We start from the raw sequence: 21,983 nt of genomic DNA, 5'->3' as shown, positions 1-21,983 counted from the left end.
CATTTTACTTAATGTAACAAAAAGAACTAAAACAAATCTATTTACTTTTAGTAAGTGATAAGATATAGTCTGTTTATTGAGTTACTTAAAGTAACTAAAATACATTAGGTAAAAGGAGAAGAGAGCAATGATGGATACAGGACTTTTAATTATTCGTTTAATCATCGGCTTAACGTTCGCTGCACACGGGACACAAAAATTATTTGGTTGGTTCGACGGACACGGAATCGCTGGAACAGGCGGTTGGTTCGAATCAATCGGCATGAAGCCAGGGAAGGCACTCGCGATTACAGCAGGTCTTGCTGAATTGATCGGCGGCTTGTTGTTTGCAGGAGGCCTATTCCTCTGGATCGCAGCACTCCTCATCATCGGATCGATGCTTGTCGCGATCGTTAAAGTACACGGTGCGAATGGTTACTGGGTGACGCAGAATGGGTACGAATACAACATGGCATTGATCGTCATCGCGCTTGGTGTAGCGATGATCGGTGCTGGAGACTACTCACTCGCTGCACTCATCGGGTGAAGAAAAGGTGGGTCATTTATGAAGTTTGAGGCATCAACGCTTAGCGCAAAAGACAATTATAAATTACTGATCGGAAGCATCATTCCGCGTCCGATTGCTTTCGTGACAACGCAAGGCGAAGACGGGACGGTCAACGCCGCACCGTTTTCCTTCTTTACGGTCGCTTCAAGCAGTCCGCCGCAACTGGTGATCGCCGTACAACGGACGGATCAGGGGCAGAAGGATACGGCACGTAACATCTTAGCGAAACAAAGTTATGTCATCCATATCGTCAGCGAAGAGATCGTCGACGCAGTCAATGAGACAGCAGCGCCACTTGCTTACGGTGAAAGTGAGCTTAAGCGGACGGATTTAACACTCGTCGATAGTGACGCGATCGAAGTACCCGGAATCGCGGAAGCGAAAATTCGCTTCGAGATGCGCTTGACGCAACACGTCGAGCTAGAAGGTGCCGATCTTCTAATCGGAGAAGTACTGCGCTATCACGTTGCAGATGAACTCGTCGAGTCGTTCCGAATTGACGCGGCAGGATTGAAGGCTGTCGCTCGTTTAGCAGGGAATGATTATGCGACGATCGGGAAGACGTTTACGATTGCCCGACCGACGAAATGATCGAAGTGTGAATGCCTGACTCATCGTACGATTCATTTTGATTCAAACAAAAAGGAGTGGAGAGACCGGTCTAACTACCGGAATCTCCACTCCTTTTTTCATGTCGTTCATCTGATTCATCAAGGCTGAGGATCGATTTCGTTTGAAGAGGCTTCAAGACCATGACGTTTACTGTACTGATAGCCATCGAGCAAATAAAAGACGATTGCGAGTGCCCATATTCCGACGCAGCTGATCAAGAAAGCGCTGATTGGAGAGACACTACCGTAATACGATAAGATCAACGGATCATTGAGTTCGACGAATAGCTGTATCGTCAGGAGCGTACAGCATAATCCCGAGAGTAAACTGATGAAGAGCCCACTCCATGTCTGGATGACGAGACCGATCATGCAGGAAATCAAGAGGAACAAAGGAAGTGCAGCATTGAAGGCATCTGGACGAATAAAGACGGATACATAATCGGCATATAACGGTACGAAATAGAGAACACCGGATAGTAATCCTAAGGTGAGATTGATGAAAAAGCTCTTCGTCCGCATCAGTGTTGGTTCTCCCATCGTTCCATTAATTCGAGCAAATCGACATCAATCTGATCACGTTCTGCCGAAAGTGCCGTTGCTTTCGGAATGTCATTGAAGACTTCCGGTTCGCAAAGCAACTGTTCGATCTCCGCTGAACGCTGTTCGAGCCGCTCAATGTCTTGTTCGAGTTGTTCGATTTGCTGACGGCGCTTGCGCTCTTCTTTCTGCGCTTCTTTATCGATCGTCTTCGACGCCGTGACCTTTGCAGCTTTTGCTTCCTCGGCTTCAAGACGCGCAATCTCTTCTTGCTCCGCCTTCTTCTCCGTGTAGTACGAATAATCACCGAGGTACTCTGTCACGCCGGCTTCACTCATCTCGATGACGCGGGTCGCGATTCGGTCGATGAAGTAACGGTCGTGAGAGACGAATAACAGCGTTCCTTCGTAGTCGACGAGCGCATTTTCAAGGACCATCTTCGAATCCAGATCCAAGTGGTTCGTCGGCTCATCGAGGACGAGGACGTTCGTTTTCCGGAGTTTCAGTTTTGCAAGTGCGAGACGTCCGCGTTCGCCACCAGATAACTCATGGACGATTTTGAAGACATCGTCACCGCTGAACAGGAATTGCCCGAGGACAGACCGGACTTCTTGTTCACGCATCAAGGGCCATTCGTTCCAAATCTCATCGATGACGCGGTTCCGGTCATTGAGTTCTGCCTGCTCTTGATCGTAATATCCGATCGAGACGCCAGTTCCGAAACGGAAATCACCGAAGAGGGGGCGTAAGCGACCGACGAGGACTTTTAAGAGCGTCGACTTTCCGATGCCGTTCGGTCCGACGAGTGCCAGTGATTCACCGCGTTGCAAGCGGAACGTGATGTCTTTTGAGACAGCTTCTTCGTAACCGATTGCCAGTTGATTGACTTGAAGAACGTCATTCCCGCTCTGTTTTTCAATCGGGAAGGACAGGACCGTGCTACGCTCATCCCCATCTGGTCGGTCGAGCCGATCGACCTTCTCGAGCCGCTTCCGGACACTTTGGGCACGTTTGGTCGTCGTCGCTCGGGCGATGTTCCGTTGAATGAAGTCCTGCATCTTCGCGATTTCTTCTTGTTGCTGTTCGAACTGTTTCATTTCTTGATCGTACAATGCCGCTTTTTGTTCCAAGTACTTCGTGTAGTTACCGGTGAACTTACGGCAGACATTGCGTGACAGCTCATAGACGACATTGACGACTTGGTCAAGGAAGTACCGGTCGTGCGAGACGATCAGAACGGCACCACGATAACCACCGAGGTAACTTTCGAGCCAAGCGAGCGTATCGATATCGAGGTGGTTGGTCGGTTCATCGAGAATGAGGAGCTCTGGTGCTTGCAGGAGCATCTTCGCTAAGGCGAGACGTGTCCGTTGACCACCGGATAACGTTTGGATCCGGCGCGAATAATCGTCCGGATAAAAGCGCATGCCGTGCAGGACGGAGCGGATATTCGCTTCGAACTGATAACCACCCGCTTCTGAGAAGTCGTGTTGCGCTTGATCGTACGTCTTTAGGAGACGATCGTACGCGACCGGATCGTTCAAGATATGCTCCATGCCCATTTCGATTTCCATCCGGCGTAGTGTTCGTTCTTGTTCTTGGAGATGTTCAAAGACGGTCAGCATCTCGTTCCAGATCGTCTCGTTCGATTCAAGACCACTGTCTTGCGCGAGATAACCGATTTTGACATCCTTGCCTTTCATGATGTCGCCCAAGTCATGACTGAGTTCGCCAGCGATGATTTTGAGCAAGGTCGATTTACCGGCACCATTTCGTCCGACGAGCGCAATCCGGTCACGCTCTTGTACTTCCAATTTGATATTTTCTAAAATCGGCTCAACGCCGAATGATTTCGAGAGTTGGTTGACTTGTAAGAGTATCATTTCCATCCATCCTTCCACCCTTTAGTCTATCACGAACAAAAGCGCGAGGTCCTGCGGAATATATTATTTGTGACTCTATGTGAAGTGGTTTACAATCAAGGAGAGTAGAAAGCTTTTTGCAAAGATTTGGGTGCCACGATGGATGTGGCCGAAGGGGGAACTGCAGGATGAATGGACCAGACACAAAAATTCCACAAGCGACAGCAAAACGGTTGCCGCTATATTATCGCTTCATCCAAAGTTTATACAATTCAGGCAAGCTCCGCGTCTCTTCTGCTGAGTTAAGCGAGGCGGTGAAGGTTGATTCAGCAACGATTCGTCGCGATTTTTCCTACTTTGGGGCATTAGGGAAGAAGGGGTATGGATATAACGTTCAACATCTCTTAACGTTTTTCCGCAAAACCTTGAATCAAGATGAGGTGACGAATGTTGCCTTAATCGGGGTCGGTCATCTCGGAACAGCGTTTGCAAATTATAACTTTTTAAAGAATAATAGTACTCGGATAGTCGTTGCGTTTGATGCGGACGAAGAGAAGGTCGGAACAACGACGCATGACGTTCCAATCTATCATGTTTCGGACATGAAAGAACAAATCGAAGCGAATCAGGTCGATGTTGCCATCTTGACGGTTCCATCCCAGTTCGCGCAGTCAGTAGCGGATGAGTTAGTCGAGTATGGTGTGACTGGCATCCTGAACTTTACGCCCGCGCGGTTGAACGTGCCAGCGAGCGTCCGGGTCCATCACATCGATTTATCGATCGAGTTGCAGTCATTAGTTTATTTCATGAAGCATTATTCGCAATCAGCTGAAGGAGTGAAATCATAATGGAAAACCTTATCCCATCAACTATAGCATTCATCGGACCAGGTAGCTTAGCACTAATCGGTGTCGTCGCATTAATCATCTTCGGACCGAAGAAGTTACCTGAACTTGGTCGTGCTGCGGGTCAGACATTGAAAGAGTTCAAGAGCGCAACGAACGGTATCATGGACGACGATAAAAAGGATGAACCGAAAGAGAAGTGATTGAATCATGGCGATTGATCAAGAACAAAGCGTGACGTCGCATCTGGACGAACTGCGTAAACGGATCGTCTGGTCGCTTATCATCGTCGTCGTCCTGTTCGCTGTTGCATTTCCGCTCGTCCGACCGCTCGTTCGCTTCTTGCAAGCGGACTTAAAAGAGCTCGGTATCGGTTTGAATGCCTTCAACGTCGCAGATCCTTTAATGTTGTATTTGAATCTTGCGTTCATCATCGCAATCGTGCTGGCATCGCCGTTCTGGATGTATCAACTCTGGGCATTCGTCCGCCCTGGTCTGTATGATAAGGAGCAAAAAGCGACATTGACGTATATTCCGGTCATCTTCTTTCTATTTTTGGCTGGTGTAGCCTTCTCATACTTTTGGTTGTTACCTTTCTTATTAAAAGTTTCGACTGAACTAGGGAAGGAACTCGGAATCGAACAAGTCATCGGAGTTGAGAACTACTTCAGTTTCTTAATCCGATTAACGATTCCGTTCGGTCTTCTTTTCCAATTGCCGGTCGTGACGATGTTTCTGACACGTCTTGGTCTCGTGACGCCAATTTTCATGCGAAAGAATCGGAAATATGCGTACTTTGCGCTGTTCGTCGTTGCGGCATTGATCGCACCGCCGGACGTGACGTCACACTTGATGATCTCGGTCCCATTGTTCGTTCTCTATGAAATCAGCATCTTGATTTCTGCGCGGACGTACAAAAAGGTCTTGATCCTCGAGCAACAGGCAGAGCTTGAACGACAGGCGGATTTGATGCGTGAATTGAATAAATGAATCGTGAATTCCTTCCGATAATTTTGGAAGGGATTCTTTTTTATGAAAGCGTTATTTTTATATTGATAAAGCAGTTAGCGATGCGTATACTAAAGTTAATTCATGGGGGCTTAGCTCAGCTGGGAGAGCGTTTGGCTGGCAGCCAAAAGGTCGTCGGTTCGATCCCGATAGTCTCCACCATATTCGTACACTTCAAACTCTTGAGCATTCAAGAGCTTTTTTGTTGTTTTCAAAATATGGAAATGCAATATAAAGTGTCAATAAAAACAAATAATTATATAAAACAGACAGAACTGAATTGTTTATTTCCATCTATTTCATTAAACTAAATATACAGAATTTTCGTTTAACTGTTTTGTTGGTAACATCATTATAGTTTTTTAGAAAAGGGGAAAAGAAGTATGAAGAAGGAAATCGCACTCTTGGCAGCTGTCTTGATGACATCTTCCAACTTGGTCAGTGCTCAAGGAGCACTGTCCTCGCAAGATAAGGCAAGCGGTCAAAAGCCGCACGCCCTCTCACTTAAGAAAACAGGACAGGAGAAGGTGTATAAGCAGTCTGACAAGGTCCGTGTCGTCATCGAGATGGAGCAGAAGCCGGCGATTCAAATTGCGCAGGCACAAAACAAGCGGTATAGCACATTGAGCAATGCCGAAAAAGAGTCGATTAAGGATCGCCTCGTAAGTGTCCAAAAATCAGTCAAGTCATCGATCGCTAAAAAATCGATTCCCGTTACATATAAGGAAAGCTTCACGACCGTCATTAACGGATTCAGTGGTGAAGTCAAGTTCGGCGACATCGAAGACATCAAACAACTCGACGGAGTCAAGAGCGTACATATCGCCCATGAATACGCGCGACCGAAAGCCGATAAAGGTGCAAAACCAGATATGTTATATAGCAAAGATATGGTTAATGCAAAAGAAACATGGCAGGACTACGGCTTCAAAGGGGAAGGGACAATTGTAGCGGTTATCGATACGGGGATTGATCCGTCGCATAAAGATATGGTGTTGAGCCCAGAGACGAAGATTGATTTGACTTCTTCAAAGGTTGAAAGCGCCAAAGAATCAAAAGGACTAAAAGGGAAGTATTTCACGGAAAAAGTCCCATACGGCTATAACTACGCTGATCACGATAGCGAAATCCGTGATTTAGGTGCAGGTGCATCGATGCACGGAATGCACGTAGCGGGTACGGTCGGTGCTAATGGAGACGAAGCGAACGGTGGTATCAAAGGGGTCGCACCGGAAACACAACTCCTCGCGATGAAAGTATTCGGAAATGATCCAGGCATGCCATCGACATTCAGTGATATCTACATCAAAGCGATTGATGATGCGATCGCCCTCGGAGCGGATGTCATCAACATGAGTCTCGGTTCGACAGCATCATTCGTCAACGCAGATGATCCAGAGCAACGGGCAATCGTCAACGCGATGAACAACGGGATCTTATGTGCGATCTCTGCTGGAAACTCGGCATTCACAGGACATGGTGCAGGCAATCCGTATACAGCGAATCCTGACATCGGTGTTGTAGGATCTCCAGGGTTGATCAGCCAAGCGCTACAAGTCGCATCGCTAGAGAATACGAAATTAACGCTTGAAGGTATGGCACTGACGATTGACGGACAAGATGCTGGGTATTTGGCGTACCAAAAACAGGACTCGCCGAATCCGATTAAGGTATTCAACAAGGAGAAGCAAGACGTCATTTATGTCGGCGATGGTCAAGCATCGAACTATCAAGGAAAAGATGTCAAAGGAAAAGTTGTCTTTGTTGTGCGTAACGGCAGTTTCAATTACGGTATGATTCAAGCAGAAGCTGAGAAACAAGGAGCAGCCGGTGTCATCGTTCGTGGACGAGTCGATCATGGGGATTATGTCAGCATGGCACTTAACAATCCGACGATTCCGATGGTGACGCTCAGCATCGCGGATGGGAATGATCTTGAAGAAAAAGCGAAAGCAGGAAAAGCAATTGCTGTCACGTTCGATGGAAAAGCGGTCTCAGCAGATAACCCAGTAGCGGGCGAGATGTCTGATTTCACGTCATGGGGTGTCACACCAAATCTTGATTTCAAACCTGAAATCACGGCACCGGGTGGAAAAATCTACTCGACGCTCAATGATAACGAATATGGCGTCATGAGTGGAACATCGATGGCAGCACCACACGTCGCCGGAGGAACGGCACTTGTCATGCAACGAATCGCGAAGGATTTCAAAGTCGATGGTGCGACACGCGTTAAACTCGCGAAGAATATCCTCATGAACACGTCACGTCCACAGCTTGATAAAGGGCAGTATAATGCTGAAGCGAAAACTGGTAGCTTCTATTCACCACGTCGTGAAGGTGCTGGTTTAATGGATCTACGTGCTGCGATGAAAACACCAGTCGTCGTTACGGAAACGAAATCGGGTGAAGGAAAGGCTGCACTCAAAGAGGTCGGCGAAAAATTTACATTCACGCTCGATTTGAAAAACTATAGTAGCGAAAAAGTGACATATCAATTAGCCGGAACGGTACAATCGGATCTCGGTGCAGAAGGAACGAACTTCCTGGAAGCCAACAATATTTATAAGAAAAACTCAGTGGATGCGGTCGATCCGAATAAAGGAACGTTCCCAATCTCATTCGCAGTCGGTTCGAAAAAAGCAAGTTCTGTCTCCATCAATCCGAAGAGCTCAACGAAAGTAAGTGTATCGGTCGATTTGAAAGATACAGTCGATTGGGCAAACGGTCTTCCACTTGAGCAAGTCTTTGAAAATGGCTACTTCGTTGAAGGTTTCGTTCGTTTAATCGATACGAAGAGTAAAAATCCGGAATTGACAGTGCCGTACGTCGGATTCAAAGGAAAGTGGGATCAGGCACCGATCGTCGATGCACCGCGTTATGACGAAGAGAAGACATTCTACGGATTAACTGGATTAGCGACAGAAGTAAAAGATGATTTCGAGTTCCTCGGCACGAACACGGCGGGAAAAGTCGTTGAAAACAAGGTTGCGTTCTCACCGAACAACGATGGTAGCGTTGACGAGGCGTTCCCAGTGCTCTCGTTCCTGCGTAACGCAAGAAAAGTCGAGTATTCGATTCTTGACCGTAATAAAGCAACGCTCCGTAAATTAGATCTACAAACAGACGTCGTGAAGAACTATTATGATAGCGGCAAGGGAGATAAATTCACACCAGTCACAAGTGCGGCTTGGGATGGAACAGTCAATGGAAAACAAGTAAAAGACGGTCTTTACTATTACCAAGTCAAATCAGTCATCGATTATCCGAATGCGAAGTGGCAGTCGAATCTCTTCCCAGTCTATATCGATACGAAAAAACCAGCAGCAACGGTTCAATGGGATACTGCAAAAGAAACACTTTCTTGGACAGCAGGCGATCAAGGAACAGGTGTAGCGTCGTATGACATTCTCGTCGATGGAACAAGTGTCCTCAAACAGCCGCTTGCGCCGACAGAAAAAGCACATGAACTCAAAGGTCTCTCGAAGTCAGCGAAGATTGATTTCGTTGTCAAGGATTATGCAGGAAATACCGTGACGAAATCGGTGAACACGACAGGCATCGACAAGGCGGTACCAACCGTCCAAATCGATACACCGGTCGCACTCGGTCTGTCGACATCTAAAGTGGTTACTATCGCGGGTCACGTATCCGATGAGTCAGGGATCAAATCATTCAAAATTAACGGAAAAGCCGTCCAGCTTCGTTTTGATGCAGCAAAACAGCAGTATGTGTTCAGCCATGATGTGACCTATACGAAAGATGGCGTCAAATCGTTTAAAGTCGAAGCTTATGATGGAAAAGGAAATCGCTTGGTATTTAGTCGTCAAGTCATTCTAGATTCGACATTGCCGACTTTAAAAGTGACAGCACCAAAAACAGTATCAGCAAAAACAAAGACAGCATCTCTTAAAATCGTTCTTCAAGATAATTATGATGAGATTCGATTTGATATGAATGATAATGCGGTATACCGTCATACCTTCAAGGAACCATACCAAATGAGATCCTTCAAAAAGACAATCACGAAAAAAGTGACGCTCAAGAAGGGGAAAAACACGTACAACTTGAAACTGAAGGATATCGGTGGACACGTTGTTACGAAAACAGTCGTCATCACGAAAAAATAAGAAACAAAAGATAAAGCCAGGCGGAAATCCGTCTGGCTTTTCTTGCGTGCCGAAGCGTCTTGAAGGGTTTATGAGACGAGAAGAGGGGGAATTTTAAGAACAGAAACAAGTCAGAGGGGGAACAACCATGAATCCGTTCACGACCTTAATCGCCTTCATTGTAGGGTGTCTCGTCTTATATCTCGGTATCCGCGACAAAAACGGCTGGCTGATCGGTGTCGCGATGATACCGCTCGCGATCGTTGCCTATAGCGTCATCTATCTGATCATTCAGGTCAGTGCGTAGTCTTCATGGAAAACGTCTTACCCTAAGCGGTAGGACGTCTTTTTTTTCAAAAATCGTACTACAGATGAAACCGATCGAGTAAAATGTAAGTATATGACAGTATAGAAAGGTGGATGATCATGGAACACGTACATACACAAACAGATGCCTTAGCGGCGCTGTACGAAGAGATGCATCAGAAGACGAAGACCGGCATGTGGGTCATGCTTGCGGCATTCTTAGCGCTCAGTAACACACTCGAGAAACCAATCTACGCGATGATCGTCCCGTTATTGTATTTTGGCTATGACATGTTGCTACAACGGAAGCGGTTCGCGCTTGTCGCGGAATACACATCAAAGGATTCAGCAAGACGGCTCTATCAGGTACATGTCCTGATCGGCATCTTACAGTACGGAGCACTCGCCGGTCTGATCGTTTGGGCGGTCGATCGACCGAACACGTACTTCTTGATCGGTCTCGTCATCGTCGTCATTCCGTTCTACTGGCTCTGTCGAAAGACGTTAGAGTTCATCTCACGAAAGATTGATCCAACGTATATCACGGAAAAAGAAATTCACAAAGCGCGCTAAAGGAGACGATGTCATGCAAACAGCTCGTGAAGAACGTCTACAAAAACTTGCGCTCGCGTACCGAGACGTCGAGTGGCTCGGCACACGCTGGTATTGGAACATGTTTCTATTCATAACAGTCGGTATCTTAATTGAATGGACGGATCTCCCGATGTTGATTTTGGCGATTCCAGCCGTTTTTCTCGCCTCCGATTTTCGATATCAATTAAAAAAACAAAAAATTTTAGACGGATATATCTCAAAAGCACAAGTCCGTCGGCAATTTTTACTACGTGTCGGTAGTCACGTCCTGCTGTACGCTGTCTTGACGATCGTCATCATCCAGACGATCGAGGAACCGTTCTGGAAGATGCTGGTGGCCATTTTTGCGATTTTAACACCGCTCTACTTCATCAGCGAATGGATCATCCGACGTGACGGAGCGCGTGACCCGGATTATATCAGTGACAGAGAAGTAGCCCGCTTCGTCAAACAGAAAGGAACATCGAAATGGAACACCTATTCGAGCGACAAGCACGTCTGAATGTAATGAAACGTCCAGTGCATGTCGTCACCTATTTCTTTTCGATTCCTGGATTGATTGTCGCCATACTTGCTTGGTTTTTACCAGCGGTTGAATCCGTCTTTGGACAAACCTTGTTTTTCTGTCTTTGTGGAATTGGAGTCGCTCGAGAAATCGTCCGGCTACGACTCATGAAGTCCTATTTAACGCAAGGTATCTATCAACAGACTGTTCAGAAGGTTGCTCACCTGACGATCATAGGATATGTCGTGGCGTGGCTAATCGCTTTCGTCATGCTTTCGATTCCAAATGCTCCCGGTTATTTATTCGTTCTCTTACTTGTCTGGAGCGGCGGAGTCGGTCTTGGTGTCACTCGAATGAATCGATTGGCTAAACAAATCGATCCTGCGTACGTCTCGATGGGAGAAATTGAACGTGCGTGGTGGAAACGGTAAAGCAAAAAAATCCGTATCAATCAGTGAAAGACGCTGATTGATACGGATTTTTGATTATTTCTTCAACAGTAGATAGATGAAGTATGGTGCTCCAATCAAGGCGACGACGATCCCAGCCGGTACACCGTCTGGTCCCGCGATATTGCGTCCAATCGTATCAGCGAACGCAAGCAACCAGCCGCCGAGCAAGAGGGCGATCGGTAGGAAGAACTGATGGCGTGGTCCAACGAGCGCACGAGCGATATGTGGCGCCATCAGACCGATGAAGGAAATCCCACCCGTGACGGAGACGGCAGCAGCAGCGAGCGCGACGGCTGTCAACAAGAGTTGGATCCGTTCTTTTTCAATCGCGACGCCAACACCGATCGCGACCGGTTCATTCAAGGCAAGTAGATTGAGCTTATTCGCCTTATAGAACGTGAGCGGAATCAAGACGAGTAACCACGGTAACAGCGAGTAGACGAAAATCCAGTCCGTCCCCCAAATGTTACCGGCGAGCCATTTGGCGATGAAGTCGACCTTTTCACGACGCGTCGATGAAATCAGGATGACCATGATTCCAGACAGTGCCATCGAGAAGCCGACACCCGTTAAGATCAAGCGGATCGGTTGGAGTCCTTGTACACGGTCGTACGAGAACAGGTAGATCGCTGTCGCGGTGACGAGTGCACCGAAGAAGGCAGCGATTGGTAACAGATAGATGAATGACCCGACATCGGTTGGGAAGTACAGGAAGAACAAGGCGACGGCGACGCCAGCTCCCGTATTGATGCCGATGATACCAGGATCAGCGAGTTCGTTGCGTGTGATCCCTTGAAGGATTGCACCGGATAAGGCAAGTGCCATTCCCGCCATGACGGTGATGAGCAGTCGGGGCAAGCGAAGCGAATAGAGGACGAACTCCTCTTTGAATGATCCGTTTCCAAGTAACGTCGGCAGTAAACGATCATACGACAGGGAAGCAGGTCCAAGACCGATGCTGACGACGAGTGTTGCGATCAATAGTGCCAGTAACGTCCAAAACGTCAGTTGCTGGCGACGGCGTAAACGAGATTCCATCATGAGAAAGCACGCCCTCCTTTCCGAACGATTAAGAGGAAGAATGGTAGCCCGAGCATCGAAACGATCGCGATGACCGGCGTCTCATAGGGTGCATATAGTGTCCGTCCAATCGTATCAGCAAGCAACATGAACGTCGCACCAAAGATCGCGGTCATCGGCAGGATGAACCGATAGTCCGTCCCGACGATCGCGCGGACGATATGCGGAATCATCAGCCCGATGAATGCCATGTTACCGACGAGAGCTACGGCAGCACCGGCAAGCAGGATGACGACGACGTAGAGGACCGCTTTGATCCGCTGGATGTTCTGTCCGAGTCCGAGCGCGACTTCTTCCGAAAGACTGAGGATTGTCAATTGTCGTGAGAAAATGAACGAAATCAAAATTCCAATTGCGATGACTGGCGCAATGACTTGCAGTTGTCCCCAGGTCGACCCGACGAGTCCACCGGACGTCCATTGTGAGACATCTTGGGCAATCTTGAAGTAAATCCCGATGCCTTCTGCAATCGCATACAGAAACGCTGAGATCGCAGAACCAGCAAGGACGATCCGGAGCGGGGAGAAGCCGCCTTTTTTCGAAGCGCCGATTCCAAAGACAAGTGCTGCCCCGAGTGCTGCTCCGACGAAACACGCGATCATGATTCCGAAGTAGTCAATTTTCGGGAACAGGACGATGACGAGCGCGAGTGCCGCATTTGCACCCGCTGTCAGACCGAGTAGACCAGGATCGGCGAGGGGATTACGTGTCATGGCTTGCATGATGGCACCTGAGACACCGAGTGCCGCACCGACGAGGATCGCTGCCAGTTCCCGTGGCAAGCGGATTTCCTGGACGATTTTTGCTTTTTCATTCAACGGTCCGAACGTCAAAGCATTCCAGACTTCGCGCGTCGTCGTATCGGCAGCACCGAACGTCATCGCGATCCAGAACATCCCGATAAAGAGGAAGAGACCGAGTGTGATTTTAATGCCGAACGGAATTCGACCAGCTGACATGAATGTCGCCTCCATTTCTGATTCAGTGAGTGAGCCGCAAAAAAAAGGGGGGGATCCCGCAGGTTCCCTCCCTTATTCATTATGCGCCAAGGAAACTTTTCTTGAAGAACTCGAGTTGACGTTCGAGTGTGAGCGGATCGTTGAAGTAGAATTCCTTCGAATCGACTTCGAAGACACGATCGTTTTTGACGGCTGGAATGTTCTTGAACGTATCCGTTTTCGTGAATGAGTTGTCCGCTTCCGCACTCTTACTGAAGACGAGGTAGTCGCCTGCGTATTCAGGAAGGACTTCTGGTGACAACGCGTAGTATCCGTCTTTTAATGCCATCTTCGTGACTTTATCCGGCATTTTCAATTTCATTTCCTGATAGAGAATCTCTGTTCCACGACCCCAGTTATCGCCGAAGACGTAGAGTTGTTTATCGAAGCTTTCGATGACGGAAACAGTAGCATCTTCACCGATTTTTGCTTTGATGTCTTTACCGGCAGCAGCAGCGCGTGTTTTGAAGTCTTTGACCCAGTCGCGTGCTTCTTGCTCTTTGTTGAGCAATTTACCGATTTCGATGTGTTGCGTCAAGTAGTCGACTTTTCCGTATGTGTACGTAACTGTCGGAGCAATCTTTTTGATTTTATCAAGGTTTTTCGTTGTTGAGTAGCCGATGATCAAGTCTGGTTCGAGTTCGATGATTTTTTCAACGTTCTCTTCCGATACTTCCGTGACATCTTTGAGCTTGTCGAACTTCGGATTCGCTTTTGACCACGAATCGACACCAACGACAGGTACGTCGAGTGCCATGACGTTGCCGGCAAAACCAGCGAGAACAACGACACGTTTTGGATTAGCCGGAACTTTGATGTCACCGTTCTCCGATTTGTACGTAATCGTCTCGTTTTTCGACCCAGACGCTGCGTCGTCTTTTTTCTCCGTATTGCCACACGCTGCGATGACGAGCGTGAGAATGAGTAGAACCGGTAAAAGTAGTTTCTTCATGATTCAATCTCCCTTGATTAAGTTGTAGGTGATACACATCGGCTTGTTCGTCCACGGATCGCGTCCGATTTCAGCATCGATATGGAATACTTCTTGTAAGACGTCTTTTGCGATGACTTCCTCACACGTTCCGGCTTTGACGACTTCACCGTTTTTCATGGCGATGATATAGTCGGCGAACCGTGCCGCTTGATTCAAATCATGCAGGACCATGACGATCGTCCGTCCTTCAGTCCGGTTGAGATGCTCGAGTAGTTCGAGTACCTCGAGTTGGTGGGCGAGATCAAGATAAGTCGTCGGTTCATCGAGGAAGATGATGTCCGTCTCTTGGGCGAGTGCCATCGCAATCCAGACCCGTTGACGTTGACCACCCGACAGCGCATCGACGGGACGATGTTTGAATGCCATCGTATCCGTTGCTTCGAGTGCCCAATCGATGATCTCGTAATCGTGTTTCGTCAAGCGTCCAAATCCTTTTTGGTACGGGAAACGACCGTATGAGACGAGCTCTGCGACCGTCAGACCACTTGCGCTCTCTGGAGTTTGTGGCAGAATAGCCATTTTCCGGGCAAGTAGCTTCGTACTTTCCTTGGCGATATCGAGACCATCGAGCAATGCACGTCCTGATTGATGAGGAATGATCCGTGTCATCGCTTTCAATAAAGTCGATTTGCCACATCCGTTCGCCCCAATGATCGTCGTGATTTGTCGATCGGGAATTTGGACGGACAAGTCTTTGACGATGGGACGATCACCGTAGCCGATATTGATTTCTTCTGTTGCTAGACGTACCATACGCGACGACTCCTTCGTTGTTCTCTCCGTTTTCAATGATAATGATTATCACTATCGTCTCATTAACCATACCAGTCCTGTAAAAACGCTGTCAACATTTTTTCTTGTGTTCAAGAGATGTTCACGTTATCATGAGGGAGTGAGAATGATAATCAATCGTAATCAAAGATGAGGAGTGAGTGAGATGAGGGAACAGGAGTTGTTCGACGTAACGATCATCGGCGGAGGACCTGCAGGGTTATATTCGACGTTCTATAGTGGTCTTCGGGGCATGAAGACGAAATTGATCGAGTATCAAGCAGAACTCGGAGGAAAATTGCACGTCTATCCGGAAAAGATGATCTGGGACGTCGGCGGACAGCCACCGATCACTGGTGAAAAACTCATGGCTCAACTCGTCGAACAAGGACTGACGTTCCAACCGACTGTTCAATTGAACGAAAAGATCATCTCGATCGCAAAAGACGTCTTCGGCAACTTCGTCTTAGAAGCAGAATCGGGTCGGATCCATTATTCGAAGACGGTCATCGTCGCGGTCGGCGGCGGCATCCTCAATCCACAAAAATTAAAAGTCGAAGGTGCGGAACGCTTTGAAGTGTCGAACTTGAACTATACGGTCAAATCGATTGAACGCTTTAAAGGAAAGACCGTCATCGTCTCAGGTGGTGGGAACTCTGCGATCGACTGGGCGAACGAGCTCGAACCGGTCGCAAAAAAAGTCTACGTCACGTATCGCCGGGATTGTTTCTCGGGGCACGAGGCGCAAGTCGACCAGCTCGTTAAAAGTTCGGCTGTTTGTCTCCTCAACACGACGATTCACAAGCTGATCGCAAGTCCTGATCATCAACGGATCGCATCAGTCGAATTGATCGACTGTCAAACAGAGGAAATCGTTGAGATTCCAATTGATGAAGTCATCATCAATCACGGCTACGAGCAGGACGCGGCACTGCTTGACGCCTGTGATCTCGATATCGCACGGGTCGATGACTTCTATATCGCGGGTAACGCAGCGAGCGAGTCGAGTGTACCGGGACTATATGCTGCCGGAGATATTCTTTCACACGACGGGAAGGTCCATTTGATCTCAGGTGCCTTTCAAGATGCGGCGAATGCCGTCAACCGGGCAAAACGCTTCATTGAGCCGGAAGCGCCAAAAGTGGCGATGGTCTCGTCACATAACGAAGTCTTTAAAAAACGCAATCGTGCGTTGATTGAGGAACGCGTCAATCAACAATCTTGAATAATGTTCAAACGTCCAAAATGCTTGGAAACAAGCGGATTTTGGACGTTTTTTTATACAGAATCTAGTTTTGTACTATAACAGAACGATTTGACAACGTACTGTATTTAGGACAAAATTCTACTTATGTTCCACTACATGTAGGATACAAGTAAGACGGATGTATAAGGAGGAAGAGTATGACAACTACGAAACGTAAGCCAATTGGTCTTGCCTGGCAAATTTTAATCGGCTTGATTCTCGGGATCACAGTCGGTGGTGTATTTTATGGGAATCCCCATGTCGCGGAGTGGCTTAAGCCAATCGGTGACATCTTTATCCGGATGATGAAAATGATTGTCGTTCCGATCGTTTTCACGACGATCGTCCTCGGTGTCTCATCAGTCGGTAGTCCGAAAAGTCTCGGACGTCTCGGCGTCAAGACGCTCGGTTACTTCACGATCGTGACGATGATTGCGATCTTCACGGGGCTGTTCGCAGCCAATCTCGTTGAACCAGGTGCTGGTATTAATATGTCGACACTCGATAAAACGGACATTTCGACATATGTCGAGACGGAAGAGACGACACAAGACGCAGGACTCGTCGATAAGATCGTCAACATCGTTCCGACGAACATCTTGGACGCGATGGTTCGCGGTGACATGCTTGCCATCATTTTCTTCTCGGTCTTATTCGGACTCGGTGTCGGTTTTGCAGGAGAGAAGGGCCAACCGGTCGTTCGTTTCTTTGAAGGCGTCGCAGCAGCGATGTTCAATCTCGTCAATATCGTCATGAAATTTGCGCCGATTGGTGTCTTCGCTTTAATCGGTGTCACGGTCTCGACGTTCGGGATTGAATCGCTCGGTTCATTGTTTAAATTGATTGCGACGTTATACGTCACAGCGCTTCTCTTCATGGTCGTCGTCTTCGGTGCCATCATGAAGTGGGTTGGTATTCGGGTATCTGATTTCACACGCATCTTCAAAGACGAGTTATTGCTGACGTATTCGACGGCGTCGTCTGAGACGGTACTGCCACGGATCATGGAAAAACTCGAGAAGATGGGTGTTCCGAAATCAATCGTCAGTTTCGTCGTACCGACGGGTTATTCGTTTAACCTTGATGGATCTGCGCTTTATCAAGCGCTCGCAGCCTTGTTCATCGCACAGATGTACGGGATTGATCTCTCGATTGGAACACAGCTGACGCTTGTCTTCGTCTTAATGCTGACATCAAAAGGGATGGCTGCCGTTCCTGGCGTCTCATTCGTCGTTTTACTCGCAACACTCGGTACGGTCGGTATCCCGGCAGAAGGACTTGCCTTCATCGCGGGGATTGACCGAATCATGGATATGATGCGCTCGGTCGTCAACGTCACAGGAAACACGCTCGCTTCACTCGTCATCGCGAAGTGGGAAGGTGTCCTTGACGAAGACCAACTCGAGACGTTCATGTCGACAGAAGGTAAAAAAGACGACGTCCGCAGTGCGTGATTGTCGTAAATATAAGGAAGGACTGAATCGTCAGTCCTTCTTTTTTTCGTCCTTGAAAATAGATTAAAGTCGATTGTTTTTAAATAAAATCCCTTGTTTTTGATTATAGTTAAAATTATGTTGAATATTATTAATTATAAAGTTAATATTATTGATATAATCATAGGGGAGAGGCGATAGGATGGAAACGGTAGGAATCGTCATTGGTATTGTCACAGTCTGTATCGTACAATTTTACTTAGCACGGCGAGGAAGAGTCTGGAGCCTCATCATTCCAGCGATCATCATCGGGCTCGGAATTTACTGGTATTTCGGAACAGGACCACACACGTCGGATCGGGAGTCAGTGATTCGGATGGGAACGTTTGCCTGTTTATCACTCATGATCTCAATGGCCGAGATGGGAGTTAACTCACGTCGCAAGCAACTGAAGCGTGAAAAAGAACGAATGGAGATTCAAGATTTGTAAGAGAAGTGAGGGAACACGATGGAACGACAAGACGTGCCCGCTTGGGTACTGGCACTCGAACAGGAGCATCTCGAGTTCATCCGCAAGTTCGTCTTGAGCTCTGGTTCATTAAAGGATATGGCAACCGCCTATCAAGTATCCTACCCGACCGTCCGGGCGAAGTTGAACCAGTTGATCGAGCGGATTGATTCGGTGCAGCAAGAGGATGTCGAGTTCGTCAATATGATCAAGAACTTGGTCTTAGATGAACGGTTGAGTCTCGATGTGGCGAAGACGATCATCGATTCCTACCGCAAGGGTCAAGCGAAAGAATAAACCAAAAAACGAGATTCCCGTCTGACGGAAATCTCGTTTTTTTTATTGTTTGTCGTTCTTTTTGTCCTGTTCCTTCTTGATCATCTTCTTTGCTGCTGCGCGGAAGCGGAAGATCAAGTAGAGACGGTAGAAGTCGATCGCGGCAAACAACGTCAGCAGGATCGTCCAGAAGTTAAAGACCGTTCCTGCTTCGACCGAGTTGTTGTAGGCGAGGAACATGAAGAGAATACCGAATATGGCATAGAATACTGCCATGAAGTTCGAGCTTTGACGCATGAAAACACGACCTTTCGTAAATTAAGACATCGCGTAGATGGCGAGTACGACGATTCCGTTGTTAAAGACATGGATGGCGATCGGAGCAATGATCCGGCGCGTCTTGACGAAGACGAGCGAGAAGACAAAACTCATCGCGACATAGATTAAAAATTTGTTGTCTTGGTGAATCAGTCCGAACAAGGCACCCGTCAAGATGAAGCTGAAGAAGAAACCGAGCTTCGAGGAGAGATTCCCGAACAGGATATGCCGGAACAAGAACTCTTCCATGATCGGTCCGAGCAGGACGACCATGACTTGAAGGAGTGGGATGACTTGGATCGCTTGGATGATCTGATCCGTATTTTGCGATTTCGCGACATTCTCGATCCCGCCTGCCATCCAGGCATCGATCAAGTTGACGCTGATCAAGAGCGCATACAGGAGCACGATCCCGATTCCGATCCATTTCAACGTATCCATCGGATCGGTTTGACGTCCCTCTGCCTTCCACTTCTGCCAATCGGGACGCAGGCAGTAGTAGGAGACGATGACGGCGACCGTGAAGCCGATCGCAAGCCACCAACCGGCGACGTCAGCAATGACGTTTTTCGGAAGGAAATACTGGAACGAACCCGGAACCAATTGGACGATCAGATAGATGATGATCGGAATGACGTGACGCTTTTGCCACTTCTCCGCCATCACAAAAGGCAGACTGATTGGATTTTTCATCGTACAGGACACAACTCCTTTGTAATGAAGGTACTGTCCCGATTGTAACAAACAAACGGTCTTGGCGCACGATTGACGATGATTCAAAGGTGTCGATTTCGGGAAAACGGATAAAGGTTCAGGCTTGAATTCAGAAGAGAAAGCGTATAAGATAAAAATATGTTAGCACTCAACTAAAGTGAGTGCTAAAAAACAGTCATTTTCAAGGAGGATGTTTCGCATGTTAAAACCACTTGGTGATCGCATCGTGATCGAAGTCGTTAAAAAAGAAGAAACAACACTCGGAGGAATCGTTCTTCCTGGGTCAGCGAAAGAAAAACCACAAGAGGGTAAAGTCGTCGCTGTCGGTACAGGCCGTGTGACAGAGCAAGGCGTACGTGTACCACTTGAAGTGAGTGTCGGAGATCACGTCATCTATGCACAATATGCCGGTTCAGAGGTCAAAGTCGACGGCAATGAATACTTAATTTTACGCGAAAGCGATATTTTGGCAGTAGCCGAGTAATTCAGTCAATCATCTAAAGGGGGATTTCAATCATGGCAAAAGACATTTTATTCAGTGAAGAAGCACGTCGAGCAATGCTCCGCGGGGTCGACGCATTAGCGGATGCAGTCAAAGTCACGATCGGACCAAAAGGACGCAACGTCGTCCTCGAGCGGAAGTTCGGTTCACCACTCATCACGAATGATGGTGTGACGATCGCAAAAGAAATCGAACTCGAAGATCATTTCGAGAACATGGGTGCAAAACTCGTTGCAGAAGTTGCCTCAAAAACGAATGAGATCGCAGGGGATGGTACGACAACAGCGACAGTCCTCGCACAAGCGATGATTCGTGAAGGTCTTAAAAACGTTACAGCGGGCGCAAACCCGATGGTCATCCGTAAAGGAATCGAAAAAGCGGTCCGTCGCGCTGTCGAAGAGTTGCACACGATCGCAAAACCAATCGAAGGTAAAGAAGCAATCGCCCAAGTCGCAGCAATCTCAGCAGCAGACGAAGAAGTTGGTCAATTGATTGCAGAAGCGATGGAACGTGTCGGTCAAGATGGTGTCATCACGATCGAAGAATCACGCGGCTTCACGACAGAACTCGACGTCGTCGAAGGCATGCAGTTCGATCGTGGTTACGCGTCACCATACATGATTACGGATTCAGATAAGATGGAAGCGGTCCTTGAGAACCCGTACATCCTCGTCACGGACAAAAAGATCTCGAACATCCAAGAGATTCTTCCAGTCCTCGAGCAAGTCGTTCAACAAAACAAACCACTCCTTATTATCGCAGAAGACGTTGAAGGCGAAGCACTGGCGACACTCGTCGTCAACAAACTCCGTGGTACGTTCAACGCGGTAGCAGTCAAAGCACCAGGCTTTGGTGACCGCCGGAAAGCAATGCTTGAGGACATTTCAATTGTCACAGGCGCAGAATTGATCACAGAAGACCTCGGTCTTGATCTGAAAGAAACACAAATCACGCAACTCGGTCGCGCGTCGAAAGTCGTCGTCTCAAAAGACAACACGACAATCGTCGAAGGTCACGGACACGGGGATTCGATCGAAGCACGTGTCGGTACGATCCGTGCGCAAATCGAAGAGACGACAAGTGACTTCGATCGTGAGAAATTACAAGAGCGTCTGGCGAAACTCGCAGGCGGCGTAGCAGTCGTCAAAGTCGGGGCAGCAACCGAGACAGAACTCAAAGAACGCAAGCTCCGGATTGAAGATGCACTTAACGCGACACGCGCAGCGGTCGAAGAAGGTATCGTAGCAGGTGGGGGAACAGCTCTCATTCACGTTACGAAAGCCGTCGAATCGATTCTGTCGGTCTCAACAGGTGACGAAGCAACAGGTGTCAACATCGTGCTTCGCGCACTTGAAGCACCGCTTCGTCAAATCGCGGAAAACGCAGGTCAAGAAGGTTCGGTCATCGTCGAGCGTCTCAAGCATGAAGCGCCAGGAATGGGCTACAATGCGGCAACGGACGAGTATGTCGACATGATCGAGACAGGAATCGTCGATCCAGCGAAAGTAACGCGTTCAGCACTTCAAAACGCAGCGTCCGTTTCAGCGATGTTCTTAACAACAGAAGCCGTCATCGCCGATAAACCAGAACCAGCCGGATCTGCTCCTGCAATGCCTGATATGGGCGGCATGGGTGGAATGGGCGGAATGATGTAAGACATTTCATCTATAAGTACCGAATCCTAGTAAGTAGGGTTCGGTACTTTTTGTTTGCGATAGTATACTTAATAGTTGAAAGAATTACATAAACAGTACTCGTCATTTT

24 protein-coding genes and 1 tRNA gene are annotated in these 21,983 nt (G+C 47.9%); 17 read left to right on the top strand and 8 right to left on the bottom strand.

The features are described 5' to 3' along the window. Positions 1 to 127: 127 nt before the first annotated feature. Positions 128 to 526 carry a DoxX family protein gene (locus KNQ12_RS07570; RefSeq protein WP_214747218.1) on the top strand — a complete coding sequence of 133 codons (399 nt, stop codon included), beginning with the start codon at positions 128 to 130 and terminating at the stop codon, positions 524 to 526. Between the two features lie 18 nt (positions 527 to 544). Next, positions 545 to 1,138 carry a flavin reductase family protein gene (locus KNQ12_RS07565; protein WP_023469607.1) on the top strand — a complete coding sequence of 198 codons (594 nt, stop codon included), beginning with the start codon at positions 545 to 547 and terminating at the stop codon, positions 1,136 to 1,138. A gap of 119 nt (positions 1,139 to 1,257) precedes the next feature. Here KNQ12_RS07565 and KNQ12_RS07560 read toward each other — a convergent pair whose 3' ends face one another. Both KNQ12_RS07560 and KNQ12_RS07555 read right to left on the bottom strand, forming a co-directional pair. Continuing rightward, positions 1,258 to 1,698 (bottom strand): hypothetical protein, encoded by a 441-nt coding sequence (locus tag KNQ12_RS07560; protein ID WP_214747216.1) that lies wholly within the window; start codon positions 1,696 to 1,698, stop codon positions 1,258 to 1,260. Further along, entirely contained in the window at positions 1,680 to 3,581 is a 1,902-nt protein-coding gene (locus KNQ12_RS07555; RefSeq protein ID WP_214747213.1) for an ATP-binding cassette domain-containing protein, read from the bottom strand. Before KNQ12_RS07555 ends, KNQ12_RS07560 begins: the two co-directional genes overlap by 19 nt. A gap of 167 nt (positions 3,582 to 3,748) precedes the next feature. Between KNQ12_RS07555 and KNQ12_RS07550 the strand changes: the two genes are divergently transcribed. The 9 genes from KNQ12_RS07550 to KNQ12_RS07510 all read left to right on the top strand — a co-directional run bounded on the left by KNQ12_RS07550 (position 3,749) and on the right by KNQ12_RS07510 (position 11,358). Further along, on the top strand, positions 3,749 to 4,408 hold the full coding sequence (locus KNQ12_RS07550) for a redox-sensing transcriptional repressor Rex (protein ID WP_023469604.1): 660 nt from the start codon (positions 3,749 to 3,751) through the stop codon (positions 4,406 to 4,408). Then, on the top strand, positions 4,408 to 4,608 hold the full coding sequence (locus KNQ12_RS07545; RefSeq protein ID WP_023469603.1) for a twin-arginine translocase TatA/TatE family subunit: 201 nt from the start codon (positions 4,408 to 4,410) through the stop codon (positions 4,606 to 4,608). Before KNQ12_RS07550 ends, KNQ12_RS07545 begins: the two co-directional genes overlap by 1 nt. 7 nt (positions 4,609 to 4,615) lie before the next feature. Then, positions 4,616 to 5,395, top strand: a complete 780-nt coding sequence (gene tatC, locus KNQ12_RS07540; RefSeq protein WP_023469602.1) for a twin-arginine translocase subunit TatC — start codon at positions 4,616 to 4,618, stop codon at positions 5,393 to 5,395. Positions 5,396 to 5,499: 104 nt separating this feature from the next. Further along, a tRNA-Ala gene (locus KNQ12_RS07535) sits at positions 5,500 to 5,575 on the top strand. Between the two features lie 221 nt (positions 5,576 to 5,796). Then, positions 5,797 to 9,543, top strand: a complete 3,747-nt coding sequence (locus KNQ12_RS07530; RefSeq protein ID WP_214747208.1) for a S8 family serine peptidase — start codon at positions 5,797 to 5,799, stop codon at positions 9,541 to 9,543. Positions 9,544 to 9,670: 127 nt separating this feature from the next. Then, a complete protein-coding gene (locus KNQ12_RS07525) occupies positions 9,671 to 9,829 on the top strand; it encodes a hypothetical protein (protein ID WP_014971497.1) in 159 nt (52 codons plus the stop codon). A gap of 119 nt (positions 9,830 to 9,948) precedes the next feature. Further along, the gene (locus KNQ12_RS07520; RefSeq protein WP_023469600.1) at positions 9,949 to 10,401 is read left to right on the top strand and encodes a hypothetical protein; all 453 of its coding nucleotides are present in this window, start codon (positions 9,949 to 9,951) and stop codon (positions 10,399 to 10,401) included. 13 nt (positions 10,402 to 10,414) lie between these two features. Further along, positions 10,415 to 10,924 (top strand): hypothetical protein, encoded by a 510-nt coding sequence (locus tag KNQ12_RS07515; RefSeq protein ID WP_023469599.1) that lies wholly within the window; start codon positions 10,415 to 10,417, stop codon positions 10,922 to 10,924. Beyond that, entirely contained in the window at positions 10,891 to 11,358 is a 468-nt protein-coding gene (locus tag KNQ12_RS07510) for a hypothetical protein (protein ID WP_023469598.1), read from the top strand. The genes KNQ12_RS07515 and KNQ12_RS07510 overlap by 34 nt, the downstream gene beginning before the upstream one ends. 54 nt (positions 11,359 to 11,412) lie before the next feature. On the opposite strand, the gene KNQ12_RS07505 is transcribed toward KNQ12_RS07510, so the two are convergent. The 4 genes from KNQ12_RS07505 to KNQ12_RS07490 all read right to left on the bottom strand — a co-directional run bounded on the left by KNQ12_RS07505 (position 11,413) and on the right by KNQ12_RS07490 (position 15,204). Beyond that, positions 11,413 to 12,420, bottom strand: coding sequence for a FecCD family ABC transporter permease (locus tag KNQ12_RS07505; RefSeq protein ID WP_023469597.1), 1,008 nt, complete (start codon positions 12,418 to 12,420; stop codon positions 11,413 to 11,415). After that, entirely contained in the window at positions 12,417 to 13,418 is a 1,002-nt protein-coding gene (locus tag KNQ12_RS07500) for a FecCD family ABC transporter permease (protein WP_214747205.1), read from the bottom strand. The genes KNQ12_RS07505 and KNQ12_RS07500 overlap by 4 nt, the downstream gene beginning before the upstream one ends. 79 nt (positions 13,419 to 13,497) lie before the next feature. Then, positions 13,498 to 14,409: an iron-hydroxamate ABC transporter substrate-binding protein gene (locus KNQ12_RS07495; RefSeq protein ID WP_055969400.1), complete on the bottom strand. Its 912-nt coding sequence runs from the start codon at positions 14,407 to 14,409 to the stop codon at positions 13,498 to 13,500. 3 nt (positions 14,410 to 14,412) lie between these two features. Further along, a complete protein-coding gene (locus KNQ12_RS07490) occupies positions 14,413 to 15,204 on the bottom strand; it encodes an ABC transporter ATP-binding protein (protein ID WP_214747200.1) in 792 nt (263 codons plus the stop codon). Between the two features lie 184 nt (positions 15,205 to 15,388). Between KNQ12_RS07490 and KNQ12_RS07485 the strand changes: the two genes are divergently transcribed. From KNQ12_RS07485 to KNQ12_RS07470, 4 genes are all read left to right on the top strand, one after another. Then, positions 15,389 to 16,447, top strand: coding sequence for an NAD(P)/FAD-dependent oxidoreductase (locus tag KNQ12_RS07485; protein ID WP_023469593.1), 1,059 nt, complete (start codon positions 15,389 to 15,391; stop codon positions 16,445 to 16,447). Between the two features lie 179 nt (positions 16,448 to 16,626). Continuing rightward, on the top strand, positions 16,627 to 17,922 hold the full coding sequence (locus KNQ12_RS07480) for a cation:dicarboxylate symporter family transporter (RefSeq protein WP_023469592.1): 1,296 nt from the start codon (positions 16,627 to 16,629) through the stop codon (positions 17,920 to 17,922). 181 nt (positions 17,923 to 18,103) lie between these two features. After that, positions 18,104 to 18,391 (top strand): hypothetical protein, encoded by a 288-nt coding sequence (locus KNQ12_RS07475; RefSeq protein ID WP_023469591.1) that lies wholly within the window; start codon positions 18,104 to 18,106, stop codon positions 18,389 to 18,391. An 18-nt stretch (positions 18,392 to 18,409) separates the two neighbouring features. Then, positions 18,410 to 18,706, top strand: a complete 297-nt coding sequence (locus tag KNQ12_RS07470; RefSeq protein WP_023469590.1) for a DUF2089 family protein — start codon at positions 18,410 to 18,412, stop codon at positions 18,704 to 18,706. Between the two features lie 42 nt (positions 18,707 to 18,748). Here KNQ12_RS07470 and KNQ12_RS07465 read toward each other — a convergent pair whose 3' ends face one another. Both KNQ12_RS07465 and KNQ12_RS07460 read right to left on the bottom strand, forming a co-directional pair. Further along, complete coding sequence (locus KNQ12_RS07465; RefSeq protein ID WP_230088481.1) at positions 18,749 to 18,961, bottom strand: DUF4305 domain-containing protein; 213 nt, start codon at positions 18,959 to 18,961, stop codon at positions 18,749 to 18,751. 42 nt (positions 18,962 to 19,003) lie between these two features. Then, on the bottom strand, positions 19,004 to 19,696 hold the full coding sequence (locus KNQ12_RS07460; protein WP_023469588.1) for a CPBP family intramembrane glutamic endopeptidase: 693 nt from the start codon (positions 19,694 to 19,696) through the stop codon (positions 19,004 to 19,006). A gap of 220 nt (positions 19,697 to 19,916) precedes the next feature. On the opposite strand from KNQ12_RS07460, the gene groES reads away from it, so the two are divergent. Both groES and groL read left to right on the top strand, forming a co-directional pair. Continuing rightward, on the top strand, positions 19,917 to 20,201 hold the full coding sequence (groES, locus tag KNQ12_RS07455; RefSeq protein ID WP_023469587.1) for a co-chaperone GroES: 285 nt from the start codon (positions 19,917 to 19,919) through the stop codon (positions 20,199 to 20,201). A 32-nt stretch (positions 20,202 to 20,233) separates the two neighbouring features. Beyond that, positions 20,234 to 21,874, top strand: a complete 1,641-nt coding sequence (groL, locus tag KNQ12_RS07450; RefSeq protein ID WP_023469586.1) for a chaperonin GroEL — start codon at positions 20,234 to 20,236, stop codon at positions 21,872 to 21,874. The last annotated feature ends 109 nt before the right edge of the window (positions 21,875 to 21,983 follow it).

It is taken from the genome of Exiguobacterium sp. s11 (assembly GCF_018619015.1).
GTDB lineage: Bacteria > Bacillota > Bacilli > Exiguobacteriales > Exiguobacteriaceae > Exiguobacterium_A > Exiguobacterium_A indicum.
The sequence above is the reverse complement of the archived record's forward strand: the minus strand, read 5'-3'. Positions and strand labels throughout refer to the sequence as shown.

What these genes read in the sequence shown, in the direction of transcription:
- KNQ12_RS07570 (WP_214747218.1), top strand. Translation starts at nt 128, where the DNA reads ATGATGGATACAGGACTTTTAATTATTCGTTTAATCATCGGCTTAACG.
- tatC (WP_023469602.1), top strand. Translation starts at nt 4,616, where the DNA reads ATGGCGATTGATCAAGAACAAAGCGTGACGTCGCATCTGGACGAACTG.
- KNQ12_RS07520 (WP_023469600.1), top strand. Translation starts at nt 9,949, where the DNA reads ATGGAACACGTACATACACAAACAGATGCCTTAGCGGCGCTGTACGAA.
- KNQ12_RS07480 (WP_023469592.1), top strand. Translation starts at nt 16,627, where the DNA reads ATGACAACTACGAAACGTAAGCCAATTGGTCTTGCCTGGCAAATTTTA.
- KNQ12_RS07510 (WP_023469598.1), top strand. Translation starts at nt 10,891, where the DNA reads ATGGAACACCTATTCGAGCGACAAGCACGTCTGAATGTAATGAAACGT.
- KNQ12_RS07505 (WP_023469597.1), bottom strand. Translation starts at nt 12,420, where the DNA reads ATGATGGAATCTCGTTTACGCCGTCGCCAGCAACTGACGTTTTGGACG.
- KNQ12_RS07565 (WP_023469607.1), top strand. Translation starts at nt 545, where the DNA reads ATGAAGTTTGAGGCATCAACGCTTAGCGCAAAAGACAATTATAAATTA.
- KNQ12_RS07560 (WP_214747216.1), bottom strand. Translation starts at nt 1,698, where the DNA reads ATGGGAGAACCAACACTGATGCGGACGAAGAGCTTTTTCATCAATCTC.
- KNQ12_RS07465 (WP_230088481.1), bottom strand. Translation starts at nt 18,961, where the DNA reads ATGGCAGTATTCTATGCCATATTCGGTATTCTCTTCATGTTCCTCGCC.
- groES (WP_023469587.1), top strand. Translation starts at nt 19,917, where the DNA reads ATGTTAAAACCACTTGGTGATCGCATCGTGATCGAAGTCGTTAAAAAA.
- KNQ12_RS07490 (WP_214747200.1), bottom strand. Translation starts at nt 15,204, where the DNA reads ATGGTACGTCTAGCAACAGAAGAAATCAATATCGGCTACGGTGATCGT.
- KNQ12_RS07515 (WP_023469599.1), top strand. Translation starts at nt 10,415, where the DNA reads ATGCAAACAGCTCGTGAAGAACGTCTACAAAAACTTGCGCTCGCGTAC.
- KNQ12_RS07545 (WP_023469603.1), top strand. Translation starts at nt 4,408, where the DNA reads ATGGAAAACCTTATCCCATCAACTATAGCATTCATCGGACCAGGTAGC.
- KNQ12_RS07555 (WP_214747213.1), bottom strand. Translation starts at nt 3,581, where the DNA reads ATGATACTCTTACAAGTCAACCAACTCTCGAAATCATTCGGCGTTGAG.
- KNQ12_RS07475 (WP_023469591.1), top strand. Translation starts at nt 18,104, where the DNA reads ATGGAAACGGTAGGAATCGTCATTGGTATTGTCACAGTCTGTATCGTA.
- KNQ12_RS07495 (WP_055969400.1), bottom strand. Translation starts at nt 14,409, where the DNA reads ATGAAGAAACTACTTTTACCGGTTCTACTCATTCTCACGCTCGTCATC.
- KNQ12_RS07530 (WP_214747208.1), top strand. Translation starts at nt 5,797, where the DNA reads ATGAAGAAGGAAATCGCACTCTTGGCAGCTGTCTTGATGACATCTTCC.
- KNQ12_RS07470 (WP_023469590.1), top strand. Translation starts at nt 18,410, where the DNA reads ATGGAACGACAAGACGTGCCCGCTTGGGTACTGGCACTCGAACAGGAG.
- KNQ12_RS07485 (WP_023469593.1), top strand. Translation starts at nt 15,389, where the DNA reads ATGAGGGAACAGGAGTTGTTCGACGTAACGATCATCGGCGGAGGACCT.
- KNQ12_RS07460 (WP_023469588.1), bottom strand. Translation starts at nt 19,696, where the DNA reads ATGAAAAATCCAATCAGTCTGCCTTTTGTGATGGCGGAGAAGTGGCAA.
- KNQ12_RS07550 (WP_023469604.1), top strand. Translation starts at nt 3,749, where the DNA reads ATGAATGGACCAGACACAAAAATTCCACAAGCGACAGCAAAACGGTTG.
- KNQ12_RS07500 (WP_214747205.1), bottom strand. Translation starts at nt 13,418, where the DNA reads ATGTCAGCTGGTCGAATTCCGTTCGGCATTAAAATCACACTCGGTCTC.
- groL (WP_023469586.1), top strand. Translation starts at nt 20,234, where the DNA reads ATGGCAAAAGACATTTTATTCAGTGAAGAAGCACGTCGAGCAATGCTC.
- KNQ12_RS07525 (WP_014971497.1), top strand. Translation starts at nt 9,671, where the DNA reads ATGAATCCGTTCACGACCTTAATCGCCTTCATTGTAGGGTGTCTCGTC.